17 protein-coding genes are annotated in these 24,030 nt (G+C 38.2%); all 17 read right to left on the bottom strand.

Features of this window, described 5'->3' with window-relative positions; translation table 11 throughout:
• Positions 1-30: 30 nt before the first annotated feature.
• The 17 genes from AB4153_RS15675 to AB4153_RS15755 all read right to left on the bottom strand — a co-directional run bounded on the left by AB4153_RS15675 (position 31) and on the right by AB4153_RS15755 (position 24,025).
• The gene (locus AB4153_RS15675) at positions 31-1,437 is read right to left on the bottom strand and encodes a restriction endonuclease subunit S (protein WP_371998085.1); all 1,407 of its coding nucleotides are present in this window, start codon (positions 1,435-1,437) and stop codon (positions 31-33) included.
• The gene (locus AB4153_RS15680; protein ID WP_371998086.1) at positions 1,437-3,047 is read right to left on the bottom strand and encodes an N-6 DNA methylase; all 1,611 of its coding nucleotides are present in this window, start codon (positions 3,045-3,047) and stop codon (positions 1,437-1,439) included. Before AB4153_RS15680 ends, AB4153_RS15675 begins: the two co-directional genes overlap by 1 nt.
• A gap of 229 nt (positions 3,048-3,276) precedes the next feature.
• On the bottom strand, positions 3,277-6,819 hold the full coding sequence (hsdR, locus tag AB4153_RS15685) for a type I restriction-modification system endonuclease (RefSeq protein WP_371998087.1): 3,543 nt from the start codon (positions 6,817-6,819) through the stop codon (positions 3,277-3,279).
• 94 nt (positions 6,820-6,913) lie between these two features.
• The gene (locus AB4153_RS15690; protein WP_371998088.1) at positions 6,914-7,909 is read right to left on the bottom strand and encodes a hypothetical protein; all 996 of its coding nucleotides are present in this window, start codon (positions 7,907-7,909) and stop codon (positions 6,914-6,916) included.
• Entirely contained in the window at positions 7,910-8,722 is an 813-nt protein-coding gene (locus AB4153_RS15695; protein ID WP_371998089.1) for a flagellar motor protein MotB, read from the bottom strand.
• On the bottom strand, positions 8,719-10,776 hold the full coding sequence (locus AB4153_RS15700) for a hypothetical protein (protein ID WP_371998090.1): 2,058 nt from the start codon (positions 10,774-10,776) through the stop codon (positions 8,719-8,721). Before AB4153_RS15700 ends, AB4153_RS15695 begins: the two co-directional genes overlap by 4 nt.
• Positions 10,773-12,212, bottom strand: coding sequence for an EH signature domain-containing protein (locus AB4153_RS15705; protein ID WP_371998091.1), 1,440 nt, complete (start codon positions 12,210-12,212; stop codon positions 10,773-10,775). The genes AB4153_RS15700 and AB4153_RS15705 overlap by 4 nt, the downstream gene beginning before the upstream one ends.
• Complete coding sequence (locus tag AB4153_RS15710) at positions 12,202-12,882, bottom strand: chemotaxis protein MotB (RefSeq protein WP_371998092.1); 681 nt, start codon at positions 12,880-12,882, stop codon at positions 12,202-12,204. The genes AB4153_RS15705 and AB4153_RS15710 overlap by 11 nt, the downstream gene beginning before the upstream one ends.
• Complete coding sequence (locus tag AB4153_RS15715) at positions 12,882-15,446, bottom strand: MotA/TolQ/ExbB proton channel family protein (protein WP_371998093.1); 2,565 nt, start codon at positions 15,444-15,446, stop codon at positions 12,882-12,884. The genes AB4153_RS15710 and AB4153_RS15715 overlap by 1 nt, the downstream gene beginning before the upstream one ends.
• Before the next feature lie 3 nt (positions 15,447-15,449).
• Positions 15,450-15,797: a hypothetical protein gene (locus AB4153_RS15720; RefSeq protein WP_371998094.1), complete on the bottom strand. Its 348-nt coding sequence runs from the start codon at positions 15,795-15,797 to the stop codon at positions 15,450-15,452.
• A gap of 373 nt (positions 15,798-16,170) precedes the next feature.
• Positions 16,171-16,353 carry a hypothetical protein gene (locus AB4153_RS15725; RefSeq protein ID WP_371998095.1) on the bottom strand — a complete coding sequence of 61 codons (183 nt, stop codon included), beginning with the start codon at positions 16,351-16,353 and terminating at the stop codon, positions 16,171-16,173.
• 165 nt (positions 16,354-16,518) lie between these two features.
• A complete protein-coding gene (locus tag AB4153_RS15730; protein WP_371998096.1) occupies positions 16,519-17,640 on the bottom strand; it encodes a PcfJ domain-containing protein in 1,122 nt (373 codons plus the stop codon).
• Between the two features lie 56 nt (positions 17,641-17,696).
• Positions 17,697-18,638: a hypothetical protein gene (locus AB4153_RS15735; protein ID WP_371998097.1), complete on the bottom strand. Its 942-nt coding sequence runs from the start codon at positions 18,636-18,638 to the stop codon at positions 17,697-17,699.
• Between the two features lie 368 nt (positions 18,639-19,006).
• On the bottom strand, positions 19,007-19,906 hold the full coding sequence (locus tag AB4153_RS15740; RefSeq protein ID WP_371998098.1) for a hypothetical protein: 900 nt from the start codon (positions 19,904-19,906) through the stop codon (positions 19,007-19,009).
• A 12-nt stretch (positions 19,907-19,918) separates the two neighbouring features.
• Positions 19,919-20,383: a hypothetical protein gene (locus tag AB4153_RS15745; RefSeq protein ID WP_371998099.1), complete on the bottom strand. Its 465-nt coding sequence runs from the start codon at positions 20,381-20,383 to the stop codon at positions 19,919-19,921.
• Positions 20,384-20,388: 5 nt separating this feature from the next.
• Positions 20,389-21,039, bottom strand: a complete 651-nt coding sequence (locus AB4153_RS15750; protein ID WP_371998100.1) for a hypothetical protein — start codon at positions 21,037-21,039, stop codon at positions 20,389-20,391.
• A gap of 10 nt (positions 21,040-21,049) precedes the next feature.
• Positions 21,050-24,025 (bottom strand): helicase HerA domain-containing protein, encoded by a 2,976-nt coding sequence (locus AB4153_RS15755; protein ID WP_371998101.1) that lies wholly within the window; start codon positions 24,023-24,025, stop codon positions 21,050-21,052.
• Between the last annotated feature and the right edge of the window lie 5 nt (positions 24,026-24,030).

Below are 24,030 nucleotides of genomic sequence, written 5' to 3' on the forward strand. Positions count from 1 at the left end.
ACGCCAATTGGCGTGCTGAAAAATACAAAATTATGCTTTCGCTGTTTTAGTGGGTCTTTTATTACCGCCAGCAGCTTTTTTTGCTGCTTTAGCAAGTGCTTCAGCCTCTTTCCTTGCGATGGCTATGCGCGCTAGCAGTTTGTCTGCGGGTTCGTCGTTTGGGTCTTGTGGTAATAACTCGCCCTTGAACGCTTTAGCTAATATTGCTTGGGTTAAGTTATCGACCCGTTGTTTGGCTTTTTTTAGGTGTTTTTCTAAGGTATCGGCTAAGGCGAAGTATTGTTCTACTAGACGGACGATTTCGGTTTGTTCTTCTATTAAAGGTAAGCCTATAGACCAATTTTCAACAAATTCTTTTGGAACCCTTCTATGACCGACAGAACCCGACATATTCATTTCACCATCTTTAAGAAATGAAAGAGATTTTACATGGCAAAAAATCAGATAACTTAACATTTTTCCATTGGGTCTTAATACCATAAACTCGGTAGATCCAGTACCAATTCCATTTTTTAGACCTTTAGCAATAACTGACTTTTCGTTTTCGAAGCAAGGTGTAATTTTTGCGAGAAGAACATCATTATTTTTAAAGCAAGTGAAGCCTTTTTTTACTTCTTTCCACTTTCTAACTTCAGAAACTAGCTCTTCCCCCAATAATTTTGGCATCATTGCCATTGGTGAAAACGACACTAAATCCTCATCTAATTGCTTAGGTTTCTTAGGGCCAATATCAATAACGTCACCTAAAGTCACTTCATCCCAATCAGCTATTTCATTGTCGTTGCGCCATTGCTCGGTGAGTTTGCCGGAGACGGCGGCGGCGAGGACGGACTGGCGGAAGCGTTTGATGATGTTAGGCAAGGTGTTTAAGCGTTGCTGTATGGTGTCGACCTGCGCCAGTAAGCTGTCGAGCTTTTCGACAATGCGCTTTTGTTCGGGGAGTGGGGGAATCGGAACCTCAAGTTTTAAAAGTGACTTTTGATAAATAGCTGCAACGTTTGTAGTTGCTGAGGTAATACTACTTAATGCCTGCTTTCCTAATGGGGAATTAAACCAATAAGCAATTGTCTCAGGCAATATTTCAGAAAAACGCATCCTTAATAAATTATTATTAAATAGGATTGGTGAATCGGAGCCTCCATTAAAGACACCACACTTGCCAACTAATTCGGCGCTATTACGGGTGTTAAAAACAAAGTCACCTGCAAATAGTTGCCCTTTTATAAGGTCTTTTTCAATAGCGTCGACATAAACCATTTTCTTAAAATCAAACTTACCTGTATTTGTCAGGTTATTCATTTTAATATAAGGGTATTGGCCTTCTATAAATTGCTCTTTAGACGAGCGGACAAGTCCAGTATTAGCCTCAGAAACTATATAAGAGATCGAACAGATCTCCCAACTAGAAGGTGTTTTTGTTACTTCGCGTTGGGCCATTATCCTTTACCCTCAATCACTTTCTTTTCTAAACCAAACTCTTCCGCCAATAACTGCACTTGTCCTGCGGCTTCATCTATAGCTCCAAGGTCAATCATCAGTTGATTCATTTCACGTAGGGCTTCGGTCAGCTCGGTCATCGCTTCGGTGGCGAGTACTTCGGGTTCAGGCAAATTGGCAGCATCGGTAATGGAGTTATCTTTAAGCCAAGTAATGTCTAAGCTGTCGCCTTTGTCTTTGATGAACTGGCGAGAGAATTTACGCCAGCGGGCACTATCTAATCGCTCAGGGCTGTCTACGCTTTGCTCTGCCAGATTGCTTTCATCAACCTCAGTAGTACACCCTAATATATTGTAAACACCCTCTTTACGTGGGCTTTGTCCGTTAGCGTCATCACCATAAGCAAGTTCAAAGCTGGCAAGATACTTTGCAGTGAACGGGTTACGTTTACCAAAGGTTTGCAGGTTGGTACGTAAATCGTAGACCCAGGTATCGGTAGTACAGTCTTTGTCTTGATTCGGGTTAGCTTGAGTGCCTTTTTGGAAAAACAGCACGTTGGTTTTAACCCCTGCGGCATAAAAGATACCGGTTGGTAAGCGCAAAATGGTGTGTAGGTTACATTTGTCCATTAAATCGCGGCGAATTTCCGTGCCTTTACCGCCTTCAAATAACACGTTATCAGGAATAACCACGGCGGCGCGGCCACCTGGCAGTAATGCCTCAACAATGTGCTGCATAAAACACAGCTGTTTGTTACCCGTTGGGTGAACAAAGGTGCGGGTAATATTGGTACTGGCTGCACTGCCAAAAGGCGGGTTAGTTAAAATCACTTTTGCTTTCGGTAAGGTTTCACCGGCGCTACCTAAGGTGTTACCAAGACGAATGGCGCCATGTTCGCTATCGCCTTCAATGTCGTGCAGTAGGCAGTTCATTAACGCTAAGCGGCGGGTTTCAGGCACTAACTCAAGGCCAACAAAGGCTTTGGTCATTTGAAACTCTTGGTCTGTGTCGTCTAAATCATCGAGGTCATTGGTTTGCGACTTAATGTATTTGTCGGCCTCAATTAAAAAACCTGCAGTACCGGCGGCGGGATCTTGGATCACTTCACGGGCCTGGGGTTTTAACAATTTAACCATAGTGCTAATTAACGGTCTTGGCGTAAAGTACTGGCCTGCACCTGATTTGGTTTCGTTAGCATTTTTTTGCAATAACCCTTCGTACATGTCACCAAAGTCGTCACGGGATTTACCTTTACCGTCGTCAAACCAGTCGAGTTTATCCATATTGTCGACTAACTCGGTTAACTGCGCAGGTTGAGTAATGGTGGTGTTCACATTTTGGAAGATGGCACGCACAATGGCGTGATCGTCTGCGCCTAACTGCACTAGCATGTTACGGTAGAATTGATGTTGCTCTTGGCCGATTTTTGACTTGAGGTTACCCCAGCGAAAGCCTTCAGGCAGCAGCTCTTGTTCTTGCCCGGTTGATTGGCACATTTTTAAAAACAGCAAAGAGGCTAACTCATTGACGTAGTTTTGGTAAGACACGCCGCCATCACGTAGGTTGTCACATAGCTTCCACAGTTTGGCGACCAGATCGTTATTGTTCATTCAGTTAGTACTCTTTTATCTTACGGTTAATGCATCAATAACGGCGAATGTTAGGGCGTCTTATTTGACCTTTTATAGGACTAATAAGATAGCGCTAAGGTCGCGCTAAGGTCGCGCTAAGCTCGCGTTAAACAACGCGTATAAAATCCTGTTAGGAACTTATTCGCCGTCATCAATGCTTAAAAATGTTTACTTGTTTAGTTTTTCACTTATTGGCTATGATAAAACCTTAGGCTTGTTCATCCCAGATATAATCACTGAAGTTAGACAGTATGCTGGGTAATTCATCATTAAAGACGTTCATAAGCTTACGTTTTCCACCTTTACGCTTGTAGTTACCAATTTTAAAGGTGTTGTCGTCAAGTACCACACTGACTTTAATGCTGTCGGCCAGGCGATTAAGCCAATTCAATTGCTCTTCATTCCACGCTTCTTTAGCAATGATTTTAGCCAGAGCATGGTCGACACGTTCATCAAATGGCTGTAGCGCCTGCCCCATTGCTGCGCGGCGAATATGGCCGATTAAGCGAGCAGCAATATCTTGATTGGTCTTTTTAGCCCATGCTTTACGCAGAGTTGACTCGTCAAAGTGTTGGCTGTCAAACCACTCTTGTAACTCTACCAATCCTTTGCGGGTTAAATCGCGCGGTTTAGTGAGTACAGTATGTAAGGCGGCATTGGCGTTAACACTGGTGTCGACAAGTTTATCAAAGGCTTCAAGGAAATCTTCAGGGTTGTCGTAGTCTCCGTAAAGGTGCTCAACCTTTATGACCTCGTCTGCAATATCGGTAAAAATGGGCTCTTTACGCTGCTGGTTAATTAAGTGCTTAAGGCGCTCGATGCGAGGCACTAGATTATCAACTTTATTAAAAATCTCAGCAGTCCACTTTGGGCCTTTGTTTTTAAGGGTTTTACCTAGATTGGCAAAGTCACAACCGATGTTGTCTTGGCAGATTTCATCAAAACGATTAACGGCTTGGTCAATCTCTTTACTGTATTGACGATTAAATATGGCTTGACCAATAACGCGCTGCAACTTGGCAACCAGTAAATCGTGACTGTGCTCGGCAAAACTGCGGCCATCGGCCTCTTTTACGTTATAGGTTTCGCTGTCGGTGATTTCATTTACTAAGGTTTGAAGATCTACCGTGGGCCTCACCACAACTGGTTTCATGCCGTCGACATTTTCAAGGGTGTCGTATAAATCAACCGTATCAAAAATGCGGAACGAGGTTTTACCGACTTGCGGGCATAAACGGGTTGCGCGACCTTTCATTTGTTCGTACAAGATGCGGCTACGCACTTTACGCACAAATACCAGGTTACAAATACTGGGTATATCGACACCCGTACTGAGTAAATCGACCGTAACCACAATATTGGGTAAGCGCTCTTTGTTGTAGCGAGTGATCATGGTTTGAATTTTGTCTGGGTCTTTGTCTGATGTGCCGGTAATTTTGATTATGGCGTCATGTTCAAGTTGCGGATATTTGCTGGCAAATGATAATCGCAGTTGCTCTACCATCATATCGGCATGATCGTTACTGACACAAAATACTAAGGTTTTTTGATTACCGGTGGGGTCTAAATGATTAACTAACTCATCACAGATAGCTTTAGTGAAATTGGGCGCTATAAGGTTACGGTTAAAGTCTGCTACCTCGAAGTTTTGTTCATCTTCTAGCTCATCAAGAACGATTTCACCTTGATAAGTCATACGCTCAACTTGCTCACCTTTAGCAAAGTGCACGCCACTGGCACTTAGCTGGGTGGTGATTTTAATCGGCGGTTCTTGGTCGTTAAGGAAACCATCTATCACGGCTTGGCGATAAGTATATCGGTAAACTGGATCACCGAAAATCTCACGGGTATGCAGCGCTGGGGTTGCAGTTAAGGCTATTTTGATGGCATCAAAGTGGTCAATTACGCGTCTATAAGATGAGATAAAGTCTTGGCCATTACGGAACTGCTCTTCACCTTCGGTTTGCTCAGAGTCCAGTACATAACCTCGATGTGCTTCATCGACAATGATGCAGTCGTAGCGCCCTACTGGGACGGTTTCATCACTTTGCAGTACGCGTTTAACCAATGATTGCACGGTAGCAACATGGATTTTAGTACTGTCTTCAGGGAATTTGTCAGTTAAGCCTTTGACATTGAAGATGCTGTTGAAGGTTTCGTCGTTAATACGCATGTCTTCAAAGGCGCCTATGGCTTGGGTACCTAAGGAGCGGCGATCAACCAAAAACAAGATGCGGTTAAAACGTTGTGATTGAATCAAACGATACATGATGCCAATAGCAGTACGGGTTTTACCGGTACCGGTTGCCATTGCCAGCATCATTTCTTGTTTGCCTGCAATGACACCTTGCTCAACTGCACGAACGGCATCTTCTTGAAAGTAACGTAAACTGAGTGCGGATAAATCAGGGTTTTCGTCAAACCAGCGATTACGAATGTTATCTTCACGCTCCAGTTTAGCCGTTAACTCTCCAGGGCTATGCCACGCTGGTAAGGCTTTAGCTTGATTGGTGCTTAAGCGCACATCACGGTGCCAAATACCGCTTTTGGTTTTAACGGCGGCGCGATATTCACGGCCATTGGCAGAATAACAAAAAGGAATGTTAAAGCGGGTTTTACCGTCAGAATCTAACCAGGATGGTTTGTAAACGGAACCTAATTGCTCTGTCACCATTGAATGCTGTTCTGAGCCTGCGTAATGGCTATTGATTTCGTCATGTAAAAATTGCTGATCAAAGGTATGACTATATCGATAGGCCTCTGATAGTTTGGCCATCACATCGAGGTTTTGTTTTTTGGCTTCTATGACAGCAATCGGCATTAGACCGACAAATAATACATAATCGGCAAAGCCTGGTTTCCCCGTTTCATCTATACCTGTTGGCCATTCGGCAATGGCAATGTTGCGGCCTATTTCAGGACGAGTATTGGCAGCGTACTTTAAGGTTTGGGTATTGGCTTCCCAACCTGCTTCACGCAGTTGTAAGTCAATAAGGTATCGGGTTTCTGGCTCACTTAAGCCCAATGAACGCGATGCGGCTTGCTCAGTAATCTGCTTTTTATAGGCTTTACGTTCTGCTTCAGTCTTTTTGGCTATTTCAGCATCTTTGGCTTTGAGTTGCGCTTCGAGTGCTGCTATACGCGCTTGAGTTTGCTCTACCGTTTCAGTTTGCTTACTTTCTAGAATAGAAATGTAACCTTGTAGATCCACTAATTTTCTTTGTTGGGCTTCTACTTCTGACTTTGACTGCTGTTGGTTTTGCTTTGCTTGTTGTTGCGCCTCTGTAAGGGCGACTTTTAATTCATCAATCTGTGCGGTAGCGTCGTCATTACTTTGCTGACTGGTTGGCAACACAAACAGCGGCGTTTGAAAGTCTTCATCTTTGGTCAATAGACGGTAATACCAAACACTTAAACGAAAGGTTACGCGCAAACACATTTCAGCATCGGTTAAATTGTCATGGTTATCATGTACTGCTTTGTTACCGATGATCCGTAGTTCATGAAATATTTTTATTATTGAATCATCAACCCAGGCAATTTTTGCGAGTTCACGCAGTAAATCATTTTGAGTAACTTGGGGCTCAACACACAGTAATTTAGCTAAATGCTTGGCTGCAGATTCGCCAAACATACGCAGTTTGAATAAGGTGGTATTAGGATCATCTGGAAAATTATTTTCTGCTGCACAGGCTGTACGATACAAGATATCGTTCACGCCTTTTAGAAATTCGAAGTTAGATTTTTTCATAGCGTCCTTTCTTTAATCGTTTCGAGTTAGGATTAGGGTTAGGGTTAGGGTTATTCATCATTCATATAACTCCTATCAAAATACTTCACATAACTTATATATAGTCAGATCGTTTGGGGCTAAAACCAGTAGCACTTTTTAGCGTTAATGACAGCTTATATTGCCATAGTCCGGTTCGGCTGAACATATAATGATACTTACATTTTTTATCGATTAAATATTCAACAACACTTTGTAAGTATGTAAATTTTTCGGGTAATTTATAAAATCCAAAAACATCTAATTTATAATTTTGAACCCAAATATGCTCACCGATATGAGCCACTATGATCATTTGCTCTTTTTCAGCATTTTTTAGTGTGTAACAAATTGATTGTTGATTTGCAGGTAATTGCGCTATCACGTCTGAGGAGGCAAACACCCATAAGTTTTTAACATGGCCACGCTTTAGGTATGCCATCAAGAAGGCATTAGTATCTTTTAAAATATCTTGCTTAAACGGTTCATCTTTGTGTTTAACAAAATCATTAAATATGGCAACCGTTGATAGTTGCACCTTAGTTTGTAACCTAACAAACACACTTTGCCATGTTTGGTTATTTTCAGAACCTTTCAGTGCTTGGTCTTTTAATCTTGTTATATTTTGGCTTCGAACCGTCGCGGGGAAAGCCTCTAACGTCTTACGAGATAGTAGATCTATATCGGTAATAATACGGTACATAGACTCTGTCGATTTGGTTACCAATAAATTATTGAAGTCTTTGATTAAGATTTCAACTGTCAATTGATCAATGCGAGTATTAAACATCTTAAAACACGCTTGCCAAATGTCAGTAAAAGATAAAACATTGCCTAACTGTTGTTTTTTATTGGTGTCTAATACCATTAATGACGCAATTAAGCGTTGCTGATAAAGGGTGACATTATCAACGTTTAACCGCCCTTGTTGCTGATATTCGTTAACTTGTTCATAAGTGGATACTAATTCACTTTCGGACGGAGCCCAATTATTTACAAACAACATTGTTGGTAGCTTAGCGCTTAATGCCTTTAGATGATTATCACTATTAATCGATGTTAAACTTGCCATCTAGTTCAGATTTCCTTTCATTGAAGCTTGGGCTTCTGTAATGGAAGGCGGTGTCATAATAAATCTAAAATCTATTCTTCGATTAACGGGGTCGGACACTGGCGTATTATATTCATGACCAGGAACTGGACGTCCCTCTCCATAACCACTAACACTAATAATTGGTTGGTTATTATTGTTCATCATTTGAGCCAGTACAGGTTGTTTTTTTGCGACTTCCCGATAAGTGAACATAGCGCGATGAGCCGATAACACCCAGTTATCTTGATATTTCCGAGCTAAACGACCACCAATAGGGACATTATCAGTGTGCCCTTCTACAAATATTGAATCAATTTTACCTGCTGTGGCTATTTTGCTTTCATCACCACCTTCAGTTTTATCTTTTAGACAATTAAGGTGTTCTGGAGGGTTGATACCATAACAAGGCAGTATAGTGCCTAGCACTTCAGCTACAGTACCTAATCGTTCAATTTGAATTTCATTCAAGTCAGACGATCCTGTTTCAAACCTAATAGCATTTTCATTGAGTCTTAAGACACCATGTTCAGCATCGATTTCAACGTCAATCTCTCTTTTCTTGAGCTCATCCTGAATATCAACAAGTAACGAAGCGCGCATCTGGTTATTTTCACCAAGCTTATTTAATGCTTCAGTTAGTTTATGCATTTCTTCTTCATGCTCACGAGATGCTTCAATAAAATCAAATACAAAAATAGCCAAGGTAATAATGAAAATGAACATTAACCCAGACATCACATCTGAGATAGCCATCATGTAACTGGTATCTTCTTTATTTTGTTTTAAGCTCACGCTACATTACTCATTTTGCTTGAAACTCGGGCAATATCTTTAACCAAAACATCAACTTCTTTTATCGCTTCAACTAAGTGTGATGACACTTTGCTAGCATCATGATCTAAAGAAGACATATGCTTGTTAGTTAAGTCTGCATAATCGCTTAGACCACGATGTAACTGAGATAGTGAACTATCTAAAGCCGCTTTTATACTCTGACTAACATGACTATGTTCTTTTAGTGCATGTTTTAAATTAACAGATGTTTGCTGTGCTGTTTTATTCGACTCTGACGCATCTTTAGCTGAGCCTTGTATATCTTTAAGCAGTACCATATAGTTTCTAGCCAGTTCGGCTGAGAATGTATTTGCTTCAGCCATATGAGTAACACTTTCATTTAAGCTTTGAGATGTATCTACGAAATTAGATAAACTCGACTTTGTCGACTCATGTAAACGACCAATAACTTGCGCGTTACCTACCAGTTCTTGATTTAACTTACCAAGCTGCGCTGCTACATCAGGAAACTGTTGTAAAATATTAGCTAGATTACTTTCAGCAACAGTCACTTGTGACATCAGGGAGTTTACTTGCTGACCTAAACTGTTAGAAACCTGTGCAACTGTTTCAGGTAATAATTCAGCCATTAAGGCTTGCAGTTGTTGACTAGAATTTTGAACACTTTGCTCACTTGCCAATGTGATTCGCTCAGGAATATTGTCTAGCAATTGTGCTGAATCAGCCATAGTTTTACCATACCATTCAGATGCTTGTTTAATGTTATCAAGTGAGATGCGAGACTGGGCATATAATTGTTCTTCAATCTCAGTAGTGCTATTAGTTATGACTTTAGAGATATCATTACTTGCGATTTCAAAGCTGTTTATGATGCGATTAACACGTTCTTCTTCACGCCCATTGATTGCTGATGTTGTTTCAGTCATAACCTGTGACATATCATTGCAAACAGTCTCAAATATACTGACTATTCTGCTAACTCTTTGTTCTTCCCGCTCACCCATTGCATCTGAACTATCTTTAAGTTTTTCGGTTACGTTGACAATCGATGTTTGCAAAGTCTGGGTCAGTTCTTCTGTTGCTTTAGTTACTTTGACCTGATTATCGGTAAAGCTTGTTAAGTTCTCCCCCATGCTCTTGTTCATTTCAGCTATTAAATCAGCTAATTTTTCAATTTCAGATCCTGCATTATCGAGTAGGGTTTCTCTAAATTCTTCAGATACTCGTCTAATAGTTTCATCAGTAATTCGTTGTTGATCCACTTGGAAATCATTCAACGCTTTTGTTTGCCCTTCAATGGCTTCTAACTGCATTGCAGCTAGCTTGTCTGAATCAATGAATTCAATATGGGTAGCTAAGTAATCGCTGAATTTTTTAACTTCTCTTTCTAATTGAAAGAAACGATTTTTCTCGAAAATATTGAAAGCCATCGAGCAAATAATACCTACAATTGAAGTAGTAAATGCAATACTAGCACCACTTAATAGTGGGTATAGAGATTGTCTTGCGGCTTCACTATCAGCTGAGCTTAGGCCTGATGAAGCGCCTGCAATACCAATCACTAATCCGACAAATGTGAATAGTAAACCAAGCCCTGTTAGCATATTTGGTACAGATGTCATTAGTCGCACATTGATTTGTGACTCTACAACATTCTCCATATTAAACAGTGAGTTTACCTGCATCGTATTTCTTAATGCAGGGGCTTGGTTGGCTTTCAATTCAAAGTTTTCTCCTGGTATTTGCATACTTCTTTTATATGCATTCCAAGGTGCTTTTAAACATTCCGCCGCAGTAATTTGACTGTGCATCTTATCGCGATTTTGATATGCAATAGTTAAAGCGCTATCAGACCAAGTCCTATCGATGATTTCACCGTCTTCATCAAATTCATTAATAGCCTTGCACTGCTGAAGTTCTGAGTTAACATTATTGAGTTGAGTAATTAACTTGCGGGTTGATAACCAAAGTTGCACACCAAATATGAATGCCCCGATTAAAATTATGGCGCAAAACGTTATTGTTAATGGATCTTGTATTATATTGTTCATCTGTAACTTTGGCCTATTTTAAAGTAACTTGTGCTATCTAAATTGTGTTGGTATCTGCGTTGTTTCATTTCATCGACACTAAGTTTCTCATCTTGTGATAATTGAGAAAACCATCCCTTCGGTATGCTATTAATCCTATTAGGATGAATATTTTTATTCGATAAGAATTTGATTAATCTCTTTTGCCAGTAATGTAAGTGATCTGCTGTATCTGTCGGTTGCAGTTTGCTAATAATATCGGCATTTAATCCCGCTGACTCGAAAAGTAATTTTTCAAGTAATGGTGATTTTTCAAAAACGCCTAAATCAAAATTTGTTCCTCTAAAACGTTCAATAAAGATGTAGCGCCCTATTTCAAAAATACAAATTTCACTTGCATCATTCAAAATGGATGATGTCATTACAGTTACTCGCTCTTGGCGTAGATCCATTTTATTGGAAAGTAGCTTTTCAGAACGCTCGGTCAACATAAAACGGACCCGATCAAATGAATCACTATATGATGACCAAAAGGAGGTTCGCTTGTTAAGGTTACTTGCATGAGTTTTTGTCAATGTTGGGTCAGTACTTGTCTCACATAAAGCATTAAATATTTTTTGAACTGACTCAAAGCTTGTGACATGAAATAAGCTTTTTAGCTTTAATTTAGCGGGTTCAGAAAGTTGATACCACAGGGTTTCTTCATTATCTGGAAGACAACGAGTCTGAATCCACATATCGAAGTCAGTGTTCGATTCGATATGGTTCAAATTAAGTAAAAGCTGTTCAAATTGTTCAATAGTTTGCTCAATCTCTAATGACTGCTGACAAGAAAGCCACCAGTTCAAATCACTTGTGTTCGGAGATTGATTCAATATAGCTGCAGCATTTTTACAAATAGCAGTTATGTGTTCGCCTTCAGCTTCTAACTCATACTGTTCAAACCATTTACTAACGCTCAATTTGCTGCTGCGTATCATATGTGCACAAGACAAATAATCTTGTGTCAGTAGGTTCCGCACAATGTCAGTTCTTTGCTGTGTTGAACCTTCATGAGATGCGGTAAATTTCTTTGGAAAAGCGTCAACCAGTGAATCAGCCAGAGAGTGATACCCTCTAGCCAAACTTGCTACAGTCTTAATTAAGACTTTGTTATAACGGAGCTTATCCTTTAATAAACTGCCCCAAACAAGGGTAACAATAGATTTACGTTCTGTGGCACTCAACGCTTGGTAACGTTCCTCTGAACGCAATAGGATTATCCAATCGACTTCAGAAATTGGTTCATTATTTTTCAATCGTTTAGCAATGCTTTTAATGTCTTTATCATCGAGATTAACCGTGCTTTGTTCACCCTCTTTAACACCGCCTAGAGGTGGCTGGCTACTGGATAGGTGCAGTTTAGTCGGAAGTACTGGATCAAGAAACCAAGGTTGACGGCTATTTCTAAAGGTCATTGACGTTACTACCTTTTTTCATCAACTCTGTAATGTCATGACTTTTAAACTCAAAACGGAAAATAACTTTTCGGTTATCATTAGCAGGTAGATTAGGGTTTGCTTCTAAACTTCCTCGTCCGGCAGGCAGCACTTTATTGAGTAAGTCCCCTTTATAAGGAAATATACTGGTTTCAAGCCAATTTGTTACTGCTTCAGCTCGTCGTAAACTGAGAGACATGCCATTATTTTTACCTTCTAATAAATCAGCATGCCCTTCAATAACGAGATAATTTACTTCTTCAGATATATCTGATGTATCTTTATCTATATTATTTCGTTCTTGAAAAATAACGCGACTATAGATTGGTATTAACTTACTGAGAAAGTCTTGTCCTTTTTCATCAATATGAGCACTATTAGCATCAAATTGAAGCCCTTCAACTAATGACAAAGTCCCTTTGGAATCGATTTGAGATTCAATACCAACCTCTTCCAATCCTTTTTGAATTTCTTCGATAATGATGATTCGATTACTTTTAGATTGCTCCTGGAATTCGAACAATTGTGCCAATGTAACAATTAGCAGCAAAGCGAAAACCATCAGTAGACCTGCCATTAAATCACTAATGGATAACCAGGTACCTGTTTCATCAATTTGCTGTTCTTCCTTGTAATGACTGACGTCCATTAGCTTGCCTTCTGTTTCAGGATGGCAAGTTCATCTCTTTCATGTTTAGCTTCTTCAATTACGGTAATCATTACATCTACAGCTCTATCGAGTCTGGTATAAATACGTGATGAAGTCGCATCAAAGTCACCAAAATATTGTTCAACTGATTTATTAGCACGTTTGAAATAATCATCCATTTCAGGTCTCATTTGACTTGATAGTATTTTAAAGTCCTCTGATGCCTTAGCAAATGAAAGGCCTAAATCAGCCATTTGTCGACTTACCAATTGGCTTTGTAGCTGAACAGTGTCAACCCAGCTAGCATTTTCAAGCCCTAAAGCTTTAGCCATAACTTGAACCCTTTCAATTACATCAATCATTTGCTTATGATGGATATTAAGGTCATCAAGCATTTCACTGCGCTTGGTATATTCTTGCTCGAATACCGATTTGAAGTTGCCTACGACTTCATTTAATCCCTCTTTCTGAGCGTTCAAAGAAGATTCGAGTAGTGAATTCTGTTCAGTAAAATACAGTGTCAGATTTTGCTGGTACTGCTCTCTAAATCGTTCTAATTCACTCTGCACTGTCACAGACATATTTAATACTTTGGCATCGATATCACCTAAGCCAGATTCAAGTTCTTGCTTGGCGGTGGACATGAGTGCCGCTGATTCAATTCCAACATCTTTTAATGTTTTAGATTGTTGTTTAAAGATGGCATCTGATTCACAAATCATTTGGCTAAATGCATCTGTTTGCTCTTGAATTGATTTACTACCCAACTCCACGATACCTTGAACTTCATTAGTAATATCTTTAAGAGCTGCGGTACTATTTATGGCAAAATTATTGAGAGACGTATCCATCGATGATGCGAATACATTTAATTTTTCTAGGGTATTTTGTTCAAAATTAGCAACCACTGCAGTCGCTTTAGCCATCTCTTCAACTGTTTGAGTTACACTCTGATTTAATTGATTACTAATATCAGCAAATTTTGCCACTACGGTATTTGTGTTCGCTAGTTCTGTGGTAATGGGCTCAACGATTTCTTCACCCATTTTAACAATTAAGCTTTCAAACTCATCTGTTCTTGCATTAGCTAATTCATCAATCGCATGCACTGTTCTATTTGATGCATTTAATTGTTCAATTGCATTCTGCTTCACATCTAAAGATATCTGATTTAAAGGCTCTGCAACATGTGTTGATAATGCAAGATTTATTACTTGCTCTGAAATCATATTGTCTGCCATCGATGTCACTAAGCTCGTAACTTGACTCATCTGTTGTGCGAATATGTTAATGGTATGCGACTGTTGGCTGATTAATTTAGGGAGCGGCTCAATATGACTAAATATGCTTTCACTAGTTTGATGTAAAGACTCCAAATGTTTGCTTATTGGAGCTGCTACTTGATTAGTAAGAAGCAAGCTTAAGCTATCTTCTTTTATGGCTTTCTCAGTAATATCTGCCAATTTTAGGTTTATCCCTAAGAGTGAGTTCGTCACTTTCGTTGTTTGTTCACTGATAGGATTTGATATTTTCTGATCAATAATGGCTTCAATTTCTGCTAAAGAAACTGACTCGTGGTTACTGGAAGTTAAACTTTCTAACATGCCGCTAAGTGAATATGTGGCCTGATTAATCTGCTTACTTTCTTGACATATATCATTCAAAAGTTCGTTTGGTATTTGGAATGCTTTATCTAAAATGCCTGACATACTTGATGTAATCGATGTTCCAAGCTGGATCTCGTCTAACTTGTTCTCGGTTAATTTATCATTAATCGATTTTTCCATCGAAGCTATCTTGTTACAAATTTTATCAACTGAAATGTTTGATAAACTTTCAAACTCATTTGCCGTAATAGCGTCAGGTTTACCAGCAAGAGTATCTAAAGTCCTCACTAGCTTATCTAGATCAATAACTTGCTCGTCTTTAACTTGTTGCCCAATAACAAGTTGATGCAATAAATCATTACTCGTGACAACGACACTCTCTTTTTGAATATAGTCAGCTAAGCCATCTTTGGCATTCTTAGTCTTCGATACACTCCAAGAAAAAAATAGCATGAATATAAAACTTAACCCCATACCTGCAATGGAGGTGATAAAGGCGGTTCCTAACCCACCAATAAGAGTTGATGCTTGCTCAACTAATGCAGATGAATCAGAACCGAAATCACTTAAACCATTTAATCCGATAGTAATACCGACAAATGTACCCAAGATACCCAATGTAGTTAGGATAGCTGGCACTGATTTAAACGAGGCAATTGAAAAATCTTCAATAACTTGAGTTGGGTGTCTCAACAGTTCTACTCGGCCATCTCGGAAAGAGATATATGAGCGTTTTTTCTTTTGCTTAACTGCACACATATCAAGCGCTAATGCTTTACAACCATCATCTAGAGTGTCTAAAGGAATATTTTCTGCATTTTTAAGCTCAGAGAAATGACTTGTTTTATTCAATATTGAATGTAAATAATCGCGGCGATTACCCCACAATAATGAAAGGCTTATTAAGAATACGATGACTGTTAAACCGATAAATATGATGTTGATAATGAGGTTCATAAATTAATTCTTTTGATTTGTGGCTTGTTGGAACTCTGTTTCAGTTAACATTCTTCGTGCAATTTCGACAGGTAGATGCTCAGCATTCCATTTGCTATCACCATCCGATGAAATGACCATTTCAGTTCCAAAACGAACACTGAATACACTACCATCGGGATAATTATCTAAATCATATTTAAACCAAATAGTATCTGGATAACTTCGATATAACTCAACTTGCCAGGCAGATTTTTGGTTACATAGCTTATCTGCTATTTTACCGCTTATGTGAGGGTTTGAGTCATCTAATGCAATCTTCCATGCTCTATTTATTGAAACTATACGATCTATAATTTCATTGCATTTCAAACTAGTTGACCTGTTAGGCCTTACATCAATCATTTAACTTTAAACCCATTGGAATACTCATTAATTTGATTATTTAGTGAAAAATCAAATTGTATATATTGATAGTTCTACTATGTATTTAGGTATTTTACACTGCAAATATACAGTAAAAAAATTATTGACTGGAAAACATCGAGTAACTTCATGTTTAAATTTAAAAATCAACTTACAAACACCTAAAACCCAACATGCTCACAACTATAAAATTAAAAACACATCACAAAGCCAACTTTCATTGTTATGCAATATGAACCTGACTTTCAGATCTTAAAGCTGTTCCGAAAAATGGTTCTCTTAAAATTAAGGTAGCACATCGCATAGAGTCAAAAACTTGTTATGAGTCTTTAACTCTTCTTAAAAGAAAATTGTTAGTATCGAAGGCTTCTACGTAATCAACAACAATAGTTCCCACTGTAAAAACTGAAGTTACGTTGAAAATGATATCTGATTTGACCACATCGATTAAACTTGTAGCTAAAATGCAAACTGCTGAAGTGTTAGATTGATCTAATGACATAAAACATCCTTGTTTTGATAGGCTTACATTCAAACATAAAGTTTTTTGGAACTCAATTATTTATGGACGGTAAAACCATGCTTAGCTTTGATCATTTAATAAAAAAATAACATGCCTAATTAACTAAGACGACGATTTTAATGTGTTATTTTGTATCAAAATTAGTTAGGTTCTCTTTTTATCCTCAAGCCATCGATAGACAATCTCTCTTGTTTCATTGGTTGGTAAAGCGTTACACACACCCGAAATTTGGTCCAGCTGCAATAATAATGTTTCTTTGTTAATGATTTTAACCCCTACCGTCACCCTTTGCGGGGTCTGCATTGCAAAGGCAAGGTAATTCCCTGAAGCGATTTTTTGATGATAAATCGCTATACAATGCTTTAGCTTGCTACCTTCGTTAAATAACTCATCATAATTACAAATCGGTCTTATTTGCTCGTTACCGGTTATTAATTGTGGATAAGGAATATCTGCGTCATCCGGTCTTAACTGCTGCCTTCTGAGGTCATTACGTCGATCAACCCATCGCTGATGTAATTGTTCTAATTCATCGATAGATTGCAAGATGCCAATTCTTTGTACTGGATCATTTATCCCTAATTGAACTCCCAGCATGAGTGCATCTAATAAGTATGCTACTAATGACACTCTCTTAATATTTTGGTCACTTGCGATTACCTGACCAAACCGAGTTCCCGTTAAAAATGGATATCTATTATCTATGCTTAAGGCATTAAAATTAACCATAGAATAGTGATTGAATACTTGATAACGACAAAAGCGTTTATCTAATTGCTTCTTGACGTGCTGGAGCTCAATATCCCGATCAAACTTAAGAGCCAGTTTATCTATAAATTTTAATGCCCCTTTTGAGCCGTGATAACCTAATCGTTTCAAAATATCACGCTGACCTAATTGAGCGATTATTTTTGCCGTCGCATTATCAACCGAGTAATGTTCGCAAATAAGCACCAGTAACAAGGGTCTTGTCAGTAAAATTTGAGCGGCTGGTTCTACGTTTGCCGCTAGCCATAACATTTGATATTGGTGCTCTGGAAATGGGGCTGATTTGGCTAAAAATTCCTTAGGAATACTTTTATACCACTCAATATTTGAGGTAAATTGGCGAATAAGATTCAACCCTAATCCCAACCCTCCTTCTAAAAGCTCTTTAGGCTGGCCTTCAAAGATCCTATAAGCTTGAAGTCTCTGATTCCAATCATGTAACTCCAGGTCGTACCCAAAGCCAAGACTTCTAGTTGGTATAATTAAATGCTGGCTCATATGATCTCCAAAAACAGGTGGGCGTTCTCCACCGATAAAATACAAAATCAGTAATATTAAGCTGCTTCTAAGCGTGAAATAATGGCATCCATTGGAATCGATTTTTCTCTAATTAATGCAACGACAGCCTCAATATCTTGCTCACGATTAAGAGACATGGCTTGTTCTATGTCTTTTATTAACTCTAGAGCTTTATCATTCGTTAACGTGCGAAGTGAATTAACACGCTTACTCGTAGAAAGCTGCATGATTTTGGCTGGTGCATTTAACTGTTTGTCAGATATTTCAGGTTTAGTTGTAATACCAGGCTTGCTTGGTAATGTGCTTTCTGCACAGGTCGGTTCGGGAGCTTGTAGTACTACTGCTAATGTCTCATCAAGGTTGTTCACCATTACAAGATCATCATTAACTTTATCGTCACTATTTGCGCTAACTATAAGGTCAGAATAAAAAGCCATGCTTGGTAGCATAAAGTTGAGATGCTTAATAATACTCGCCTCTATCTCTTTCATCGCTTTTGGCTTTATATATCCCCTTTGCCTATTTGACTGCAAAGTGTGAGAGATCGTGTGCTTTACGATTTTTATCCTATCTTTTTTAATAAAATCAATATCATTTAGTTCCAAAATTTTAATTTTTTCTTGTTCAGATATCGATGATGTTCGTGTTCTCAATGACTTAATGCAAGTTTGAATGAGTTTTTCAAAACTTGGTTGGAATACGGATTGAATTGAAGGAGTTTGATCCGCTGTGTTGAGTTCACTCTCAGCACCTACAGCTCTCAATTCCTTTTTAACATAACTCATAAAGTTATTGATTGATTTTATATCAGAAGGTGTTGAACCGGTGTACAGCGGCTTAGGTACTCCATCCACTAGGACTTTGAGGTGATTATTCTGGGTTCTTTCATAAGTAAATGGTATGCGGGTACCCAATAAATCATTCAAAAACTTGATCACACTTTTCTGATACTTACTATAACTCGCTTGCTTGCACATATGCTTATCTCCACCTCAAAATAGAATTACATAATATTTTAAATTTCGAGATTTTGAGGATTGTAAGCTTGTAAAATCGAAAGAACAGAATCATTGCTTGTAGACAATAAACTCACTCGTTACGTCCTCTTCATATTTAGGTCAACTTGTGATGAGTAAAGTTAGGTTTAAAAAATCAACAAACCTAGCATTTCTGCTAGGTTTTTTATATTTGGCAAGAGAAGCAAGACGCGAACTCGCAACCCCATCGTTTTTCTCGACCGTTTTAATTGCGCACATTGTTAATTAACATTAGATAAACAATTTAGTGACAACTAGAAGAGCACTTCAGAACACCTAAAATATTTTTAAACTCTTACAAAGCATAATCAAACCACAACGACAGACTGTTTAATTACATTCTCAGTTTTAGAATTCATGTAACCACGTAATATTACATCCTGTATTGCACCACTCATATTCGAGCTAGAGTGATGTCTGATATGCAACTGAGTATCAAAATTGACACCTAGATTGACACTTTGCATCTCATACATAGGAAAGGCAATACTAAAACGGCTGAACAGTAACTCGAAAAGTTTTACTAAATTATTCATATCAAGGTTACTGCCATTAACGGCTTCATTTTTTACATAATCCCACAAAAGAGCAATGTTTTTTTCCTGAATACCGCAAGCCACTAAACCTTTTGGCGTATTATCTTTAAAAATACGCTTCAATGAGGATTTTGTCGTTTCAGCCAAGCCTTGATATGTTTCAGTAATAAGCACATCTTCAGCAAAATTGTCCCTATACCAAGTTAATTTTTGTGAATTATCCTCATTTTGCTTACCCGCTTGAGTTGCCGAGCTCTCTAAAGTATTGATATCATCATTTAGCTTTTGTAATTGCGACTGCTTACTTTTTATTTGCTTTTCTGCATTTTCTATTGCTGTACGTAGTTGCTGTAATTCATTTTGGTTATCAGACAACTGCTGGTCTTTTCCAAAAATTAAGGCTTGAAGCTTTTTAATAAAGTCTTTCATTTCTTCACAGTCCTTTTTCAATGCTTGGTGTTCTAGTTCCAAAGGCGATGGTTCAGATGGTTCAATAGACATAGGAGTTTGAGGCTGCTCAGACTCAAATGAGTCAGCTTCTGCATCCAGCATTAATAGCTCTTTAGGTTGTGCTTCATTAGTTTTCTCAGAAGAATAAGCACTAACAATTTCTACAATCTTTAACTTAATCTCTGGGTGTTCAAGTATTACTAAAAGCTTTTCAATATCCATATTAATTTCCCTTTACCGTTTTTTATGGTCAGCTTGAAAAGCTCTAGTCTGTTTTCTAAAAAATGTCTGCAAGCTATCTTCATGGCTGGTGATATCAACAGGCAAGTCTTCAACATTATTCATTGCTGCTTTAACATTAATTAAATTAGGTTGTTGCAAATCAACTTCTGGATAAAAATTGAGGCTGTAATTGGGTTTGTTAATATCAAAAATAACTTTTTCAAGTTCCTCTTTAGTGGCACTAAAATGGTCAGCTATCAAAATGTCTTCCATAATAAAGAAGTCTTCCGTGTCAGCTAGAACCATGAACGCTAATGATTCACTCTCTTCATACTCCACTTTATCTTTAAATAATCCCCAAAAATCATCAAGAGGAATTAATACCTCCCCTCTAATTCTTATAGGTTCGAGTTCACAATTAACGATGCGACTAACCTGAACAGTGTTGTTTGCTAGAAAAATACAATAGTCATTCATTACAATTAACCTTTGAGTCCCATAACTTTATCTTCAATTTGTTCAATATTAAGCTCAGGTTCTAGCTTTTGATAAGCCTCCACCAATGCATCGCCGTGTTTGTCACTTTCATCAATACTCAGCTCATCACCGATATATAAAGCATAATCAGCAGTGCTTAATGACTTTTCTTTATACGCTTTAATAGTGCCAATAATTTCATCTGAAGCTAACTCTTGCTTAGCAACTTCTGCCATAAATTCAGGTGTCACCACCGTATCTAGCTTTTCATTGATCCCTTTAAGGGTGATTGATGCACCAATGGCAGACCTAGCTAGCAAATCTTTTTCATCAAGGCTGGCTAATTTATCTTTATCTAGCGGCACGTCATTACGTAAATGATTGATGTAGTCATTAATAGAGTCAAAGTCTTCAGGCTTTTTGTCACTTAACATCGCCTTTTCACCTAACTCCTCAAGGTTATCCTCCACTGATAAAATACCTAAAGACACACCAACATTTTTAATGGTTTCGCCTACTTTTGCAGCTAGTTCAACCCCAAATTTTACAATAGAAATCGCAGTGTCTCTTACTGCAGAGCCTATAGATGAAACCGCACTGCTAATTGCACTACAGGCACTACTTAATACACTTCCAACGCTACTCCATAAACCCATTTGATTTCTCCTAGTTATCTTTGATATTTTTTCTAAAGGCGTGATTCAATTTACGGTCAATACGTGTGTGTATATCTGTCTGTAAACTGGTTAAATACTGGGTTAATCTTTCAACCTGAGTTTCACGATCGCGAGTGTCCGTATCAAAGTAACAAGCGGTTAAAATAAAGTTCACTAGAAATGATTTATCAAAGGTCGCAATACTATTGATTAACCCTTGTGTCGCTTTTTGGCTATTTACGGTTTCAAACCAGTCACTCATTAAATCGCACTGAAGAAAATACTCAACATCCGCTTGGGTTGGTTGTTGTGCATAAAACTCCAAGCCTTTTATTAGGCCACGTTTGTAGTGTTGGGCATAATAATCCAACGCAATAAGCCTAATATCAGACGCGTCAACTTCACTCTCTGTTGTTGTACTTACCAATTCTTTAACTTGCACTTGTAACGGTTTATTAATCCCTGAACTTGATAAAATAACTCGTCCAGGTTCAAGGTTTGATAGAAAGCTTTTTTGTTCATCAGTCAATGCCATGGTATTGCCCACTGCTTCTTTGTCATCTTTTGCAAATAACTTATGAATAATTTTAGTACTGGTATTTTTTAACACTTCTGGGGTCAGCTTATTAGGAATTTGATCAACAATAATCAATGCCTCACCGTACTTTCTAACCTCTGCCAGCATATCGGCAAAGGTTTCTACCCCTTGCTTTTTATTTTGGCTATCACCGGGCTCAAATTTAGATAATAATCGGTGTGCTTCTTCAATTAATGTAATATGTTTATATCGCTCACCTCTTCGTCGATATTCTTCATAATTAGCGCGAATTGCTTCATTTAAATTCGCTAACACAAAACCCATAATCAATGATTTTTCACTGGGATTACGGATTTCTTCTAATTCTAAAATGACATTTTTTGTGGCTAAATCTTTAAAGTCGATTGATCTAGGCGTATCTAGCATTAACCCTTTTGAACCAATCAACAATCCCTGTAATCGAGCTTTAATAGAGCCAATATAATCTTGTTTTAGTCGGTCATCAAAGCCTTGTTCAGCGACCACAACCTCAGTCATTTTTACTAGCTCGCTTAATGTCGGAAATGCATAAACACCATCAGCAAAGGGATCAACATGTTTACTGTTTTTTGACGTGGCTATATTCCAGCCTTTGGCCTCGTAGCACTTATAAATAGCCGCTTCAATTAATTGAGGTATAGCGGCTTCCATATCAAAAGCTGATTCAATACTGGCCTTAAGCATATCAACCCGAGAGGTTATATTTTCATGAGGAAAAAACTCAAAAGGATTTAGCCTAAATGGCGCAACGTTGTCATTTCCCAAAGTAAAAATAATAATATCTTTTTGCTTTTTGGTTAGTACTCGGTACTCTGTTTTGGCAGGTTCTATCACCAAAAAAGGCATTTCTGCAGATTGTAATAAACGCTGGCAAGTGGTTGTTTTACCACTGCCTGTAACACCAGCGATAAAAGTATGTTTATCAAGGTCTCGCTTATCTAGGCAGACATCTATATTTTGCAGTAAACCACTTTTCACCAATGAACCTAAAAATAGCTTATTTTCATCTTCCTTTTGTGGAACATTTAAACCAAATTCAACTTCTTCTTTTAATGTTAAACCAACAACTTCTTTTTGAGGTAAACCAGCAACCACACTTAGCTCATTGGTCGACAACCAATTTCCCATGATATGTTCAAATGGACTTTTTGAAAGCAAAATGGCCAATTGCGCATGACTATCTTTGGTCGCTGCAATTTTCTTTTCAGCATCGATACTGGTTCGAGGGAATTGTAAGTTTTGTATTGAAAAAATTTCTCTTTCATTGGTTACTTCTTTAAATGTCAGTGGTGATTTATTACTCCCCCCACCAGAAAATAAAGACCGAGCGGTATTACCTAATTTAAGTACTGTGCCTTTTACATTCGAGAATAAATAAATGCTGCTTAAATATAAGCCTTTATTCTTGCCATAATGTACCCGCTTTAATAGCACATCATCGATGTACGTTAACCATTCTTGTAAGCTTTTATCACTAAACTCCCTGCTAGTCGTATTCGATTGACCGGTTTGTTCAGATGTACTGCTACCCACACTTTCTCCAGAGGTAGTAGTAACAGAAGTCCCTTTTGTATCCCCATCCGAACGTCCATCAGAGCTTCCTTTGGTACCACTTTTACTGGTTGATTTACCACTATTTGCATTATCACTAGTACCTTGTGTCGTACTATTATTTGTACCGGTATTCATCGTGATTGATTTACTGGTATTTTGGCCATTAGCTTTGGAAGTATTACTGCCTTGGTTTACGCCTGAAGTAGACGAACTATTCTCACCCGTTTGAATACTCTGCTTTGCCAATGGCGACAATTTGTCATGAATGGTATGTAAATGCTGCTCAATGGCATTGATTTCAAATAGTGATAAGGGATCTGCCATAATGGCCAAACAAAAATCATCACCACTCATAATGTCGATTAAACGATCAACACCTTGAAACTCTTCATTCTCTTCATTAACACTGGGCACCCCTTCAAGCTTAGCAATATGTTGAAATTGGCTTAGTTTAGCTTTAACACTCAAGCGTTGCTTTTTACCTAGTTTTTCTACTGAGCTGCCTCTGAAGTTACCTTCAATCGCAGGTTTTAAAATGGTATCGCCAATGTCATCCACGTCTAACTGTAATGGTTTTTTATATTGTTTATCCTTTGCAATACCAAAATAAAATGACACACCATTACTATCGCCAACTAATAAATAGGTGAACAGAATCCCTTCAATACTCAGTGAACTCAATACATTCTCAAAAGCTTCCTTGCGTGGCGACTCTTCGTCAAAGGTTACTTCTTTAATATGGTAAAGTGAAAACTCATAATCCTGCAGGAATGCTGGCTTTTCAATTTTGGCCATTGTTGACATATGAGTCTGTAATTCAATATTTTTTAACAACTCAATTAATGGTTTTTTCATTAATA

This window comes from Shewanella sp. 10N.286.52.E4 (genome assembly GCF_041468785.1).
GTDB classification, from domain to species: Bacteria; Pseudomonadota; Gammaproteobacteria; order Enterobacterales; family Shewanellaceae; genus Shewanella; species Shewanella electrodiphila.

Bases quoted from the DNA above. Each gene is read 5' to 3' on its own strand.
- AB4153_RS15675 (WP_371998085.1), bottom strand. From the start codon at position 1,437: ATGGCCCAACGCGAAGTAACAAAAACACCTTCTAGTTGGGAGATCTGT.
- AB4153_RS15680 (WP_371998086.1), bottom strand. From the start codon at position 3,047: ATGAACAATAACGATCTGGTCGCCAAACTGTGGAAGCTATGTGACAAC.
- hsdR (WP_371998087.1), bottom strand. From the start codon at position 6,819: ATGAAAAAATCTAACTTCGAATTTCTAAAAGGCGTGAACGATATCTTG.
- AB4153_RS15690 (WP_371998088.1), bottom strand. From the start codon at position 7,909: ATGGCAAGTTTAACATCGATTAATAGTGATAATCATCTAAAGGCATTA.
- AB4153_RS15700 (WP_371998090.1), bottom strand. From the start codon at position 10,776: ATGAACAATATAATACAAGATCCATTAACAATAACGTTTTGCGCCATA.
- AB4153_RS15705 (WP_371998091.1), bottom strand. From the start codon at position 12,212: ATGACCTTTAGAAATAGCCGTCAACCTTGGTTTCTTGATCCAGTACTT.
- AB4153_RS15710 (WP_371998092.1), bottom strand. From the start codon at position 12,882: ATGGACGTCAGTCATTACAAGGAAGAACAGCAAATTGATGAAACAGGT.
- AB4153_RS15715 (WP_371998093.1), bottom strand. From the start codon at position 15,446: ATGAACCTCATTATCAACATCATATTTATCGGTTTAACAGTCATCGTA.
- AB4153_RS15725 (WP_371998095.1), bottom strand. From the start codon at position 16,353: ATGTCATTAGATCAATCTAACACTTCAGCAGTTTGCATTTTAGCTACA.
- AB4153_RS15730 (WP_371998096.1), bottom strand. From the start codon at position 17,640: ATGAGCCAGCATTTAATTATACCAACTAGAAGTCTTGGCTTTGGGTAC.
- AB4153_RS15735 (WP_371998097.1), bottom strand. From the start codon at position 18,638: ATGTGCAAGCAAGCGAGTTATAGTAAGTATCAGAAAAGTGTGATCAAG.
- AB4153_RS15740 (WP_371998098.1), bottom strand. From the start codon at position 19,906: ATGGATATTGAAAAGCTTTTAGTAATACTTGAACACCCAGAGATTAAG.
- AB4153_RS15745 (WP_371998099.1), bottom strand. From the start codon at position 20,383: ATGAATGACTATTGTATTTTTCTAGCAAACAACACTGTTCAGGTTAGT.
- AB4153_RS15750 (WP_371998100.1), bottom strand. From the start codon at position 21,039: ATGGGTTTATGGAGTAGCGTTGGAAGTGTATTAAGTAGTGCCTGTAGT.
- AB4153_RS15755 (WP_371998101.1), bottom strand. From the start codon at position 24,025: ATGAAAAAACCATTAATTGAGTTGTTAAAAAATATTGAATTACAGACT.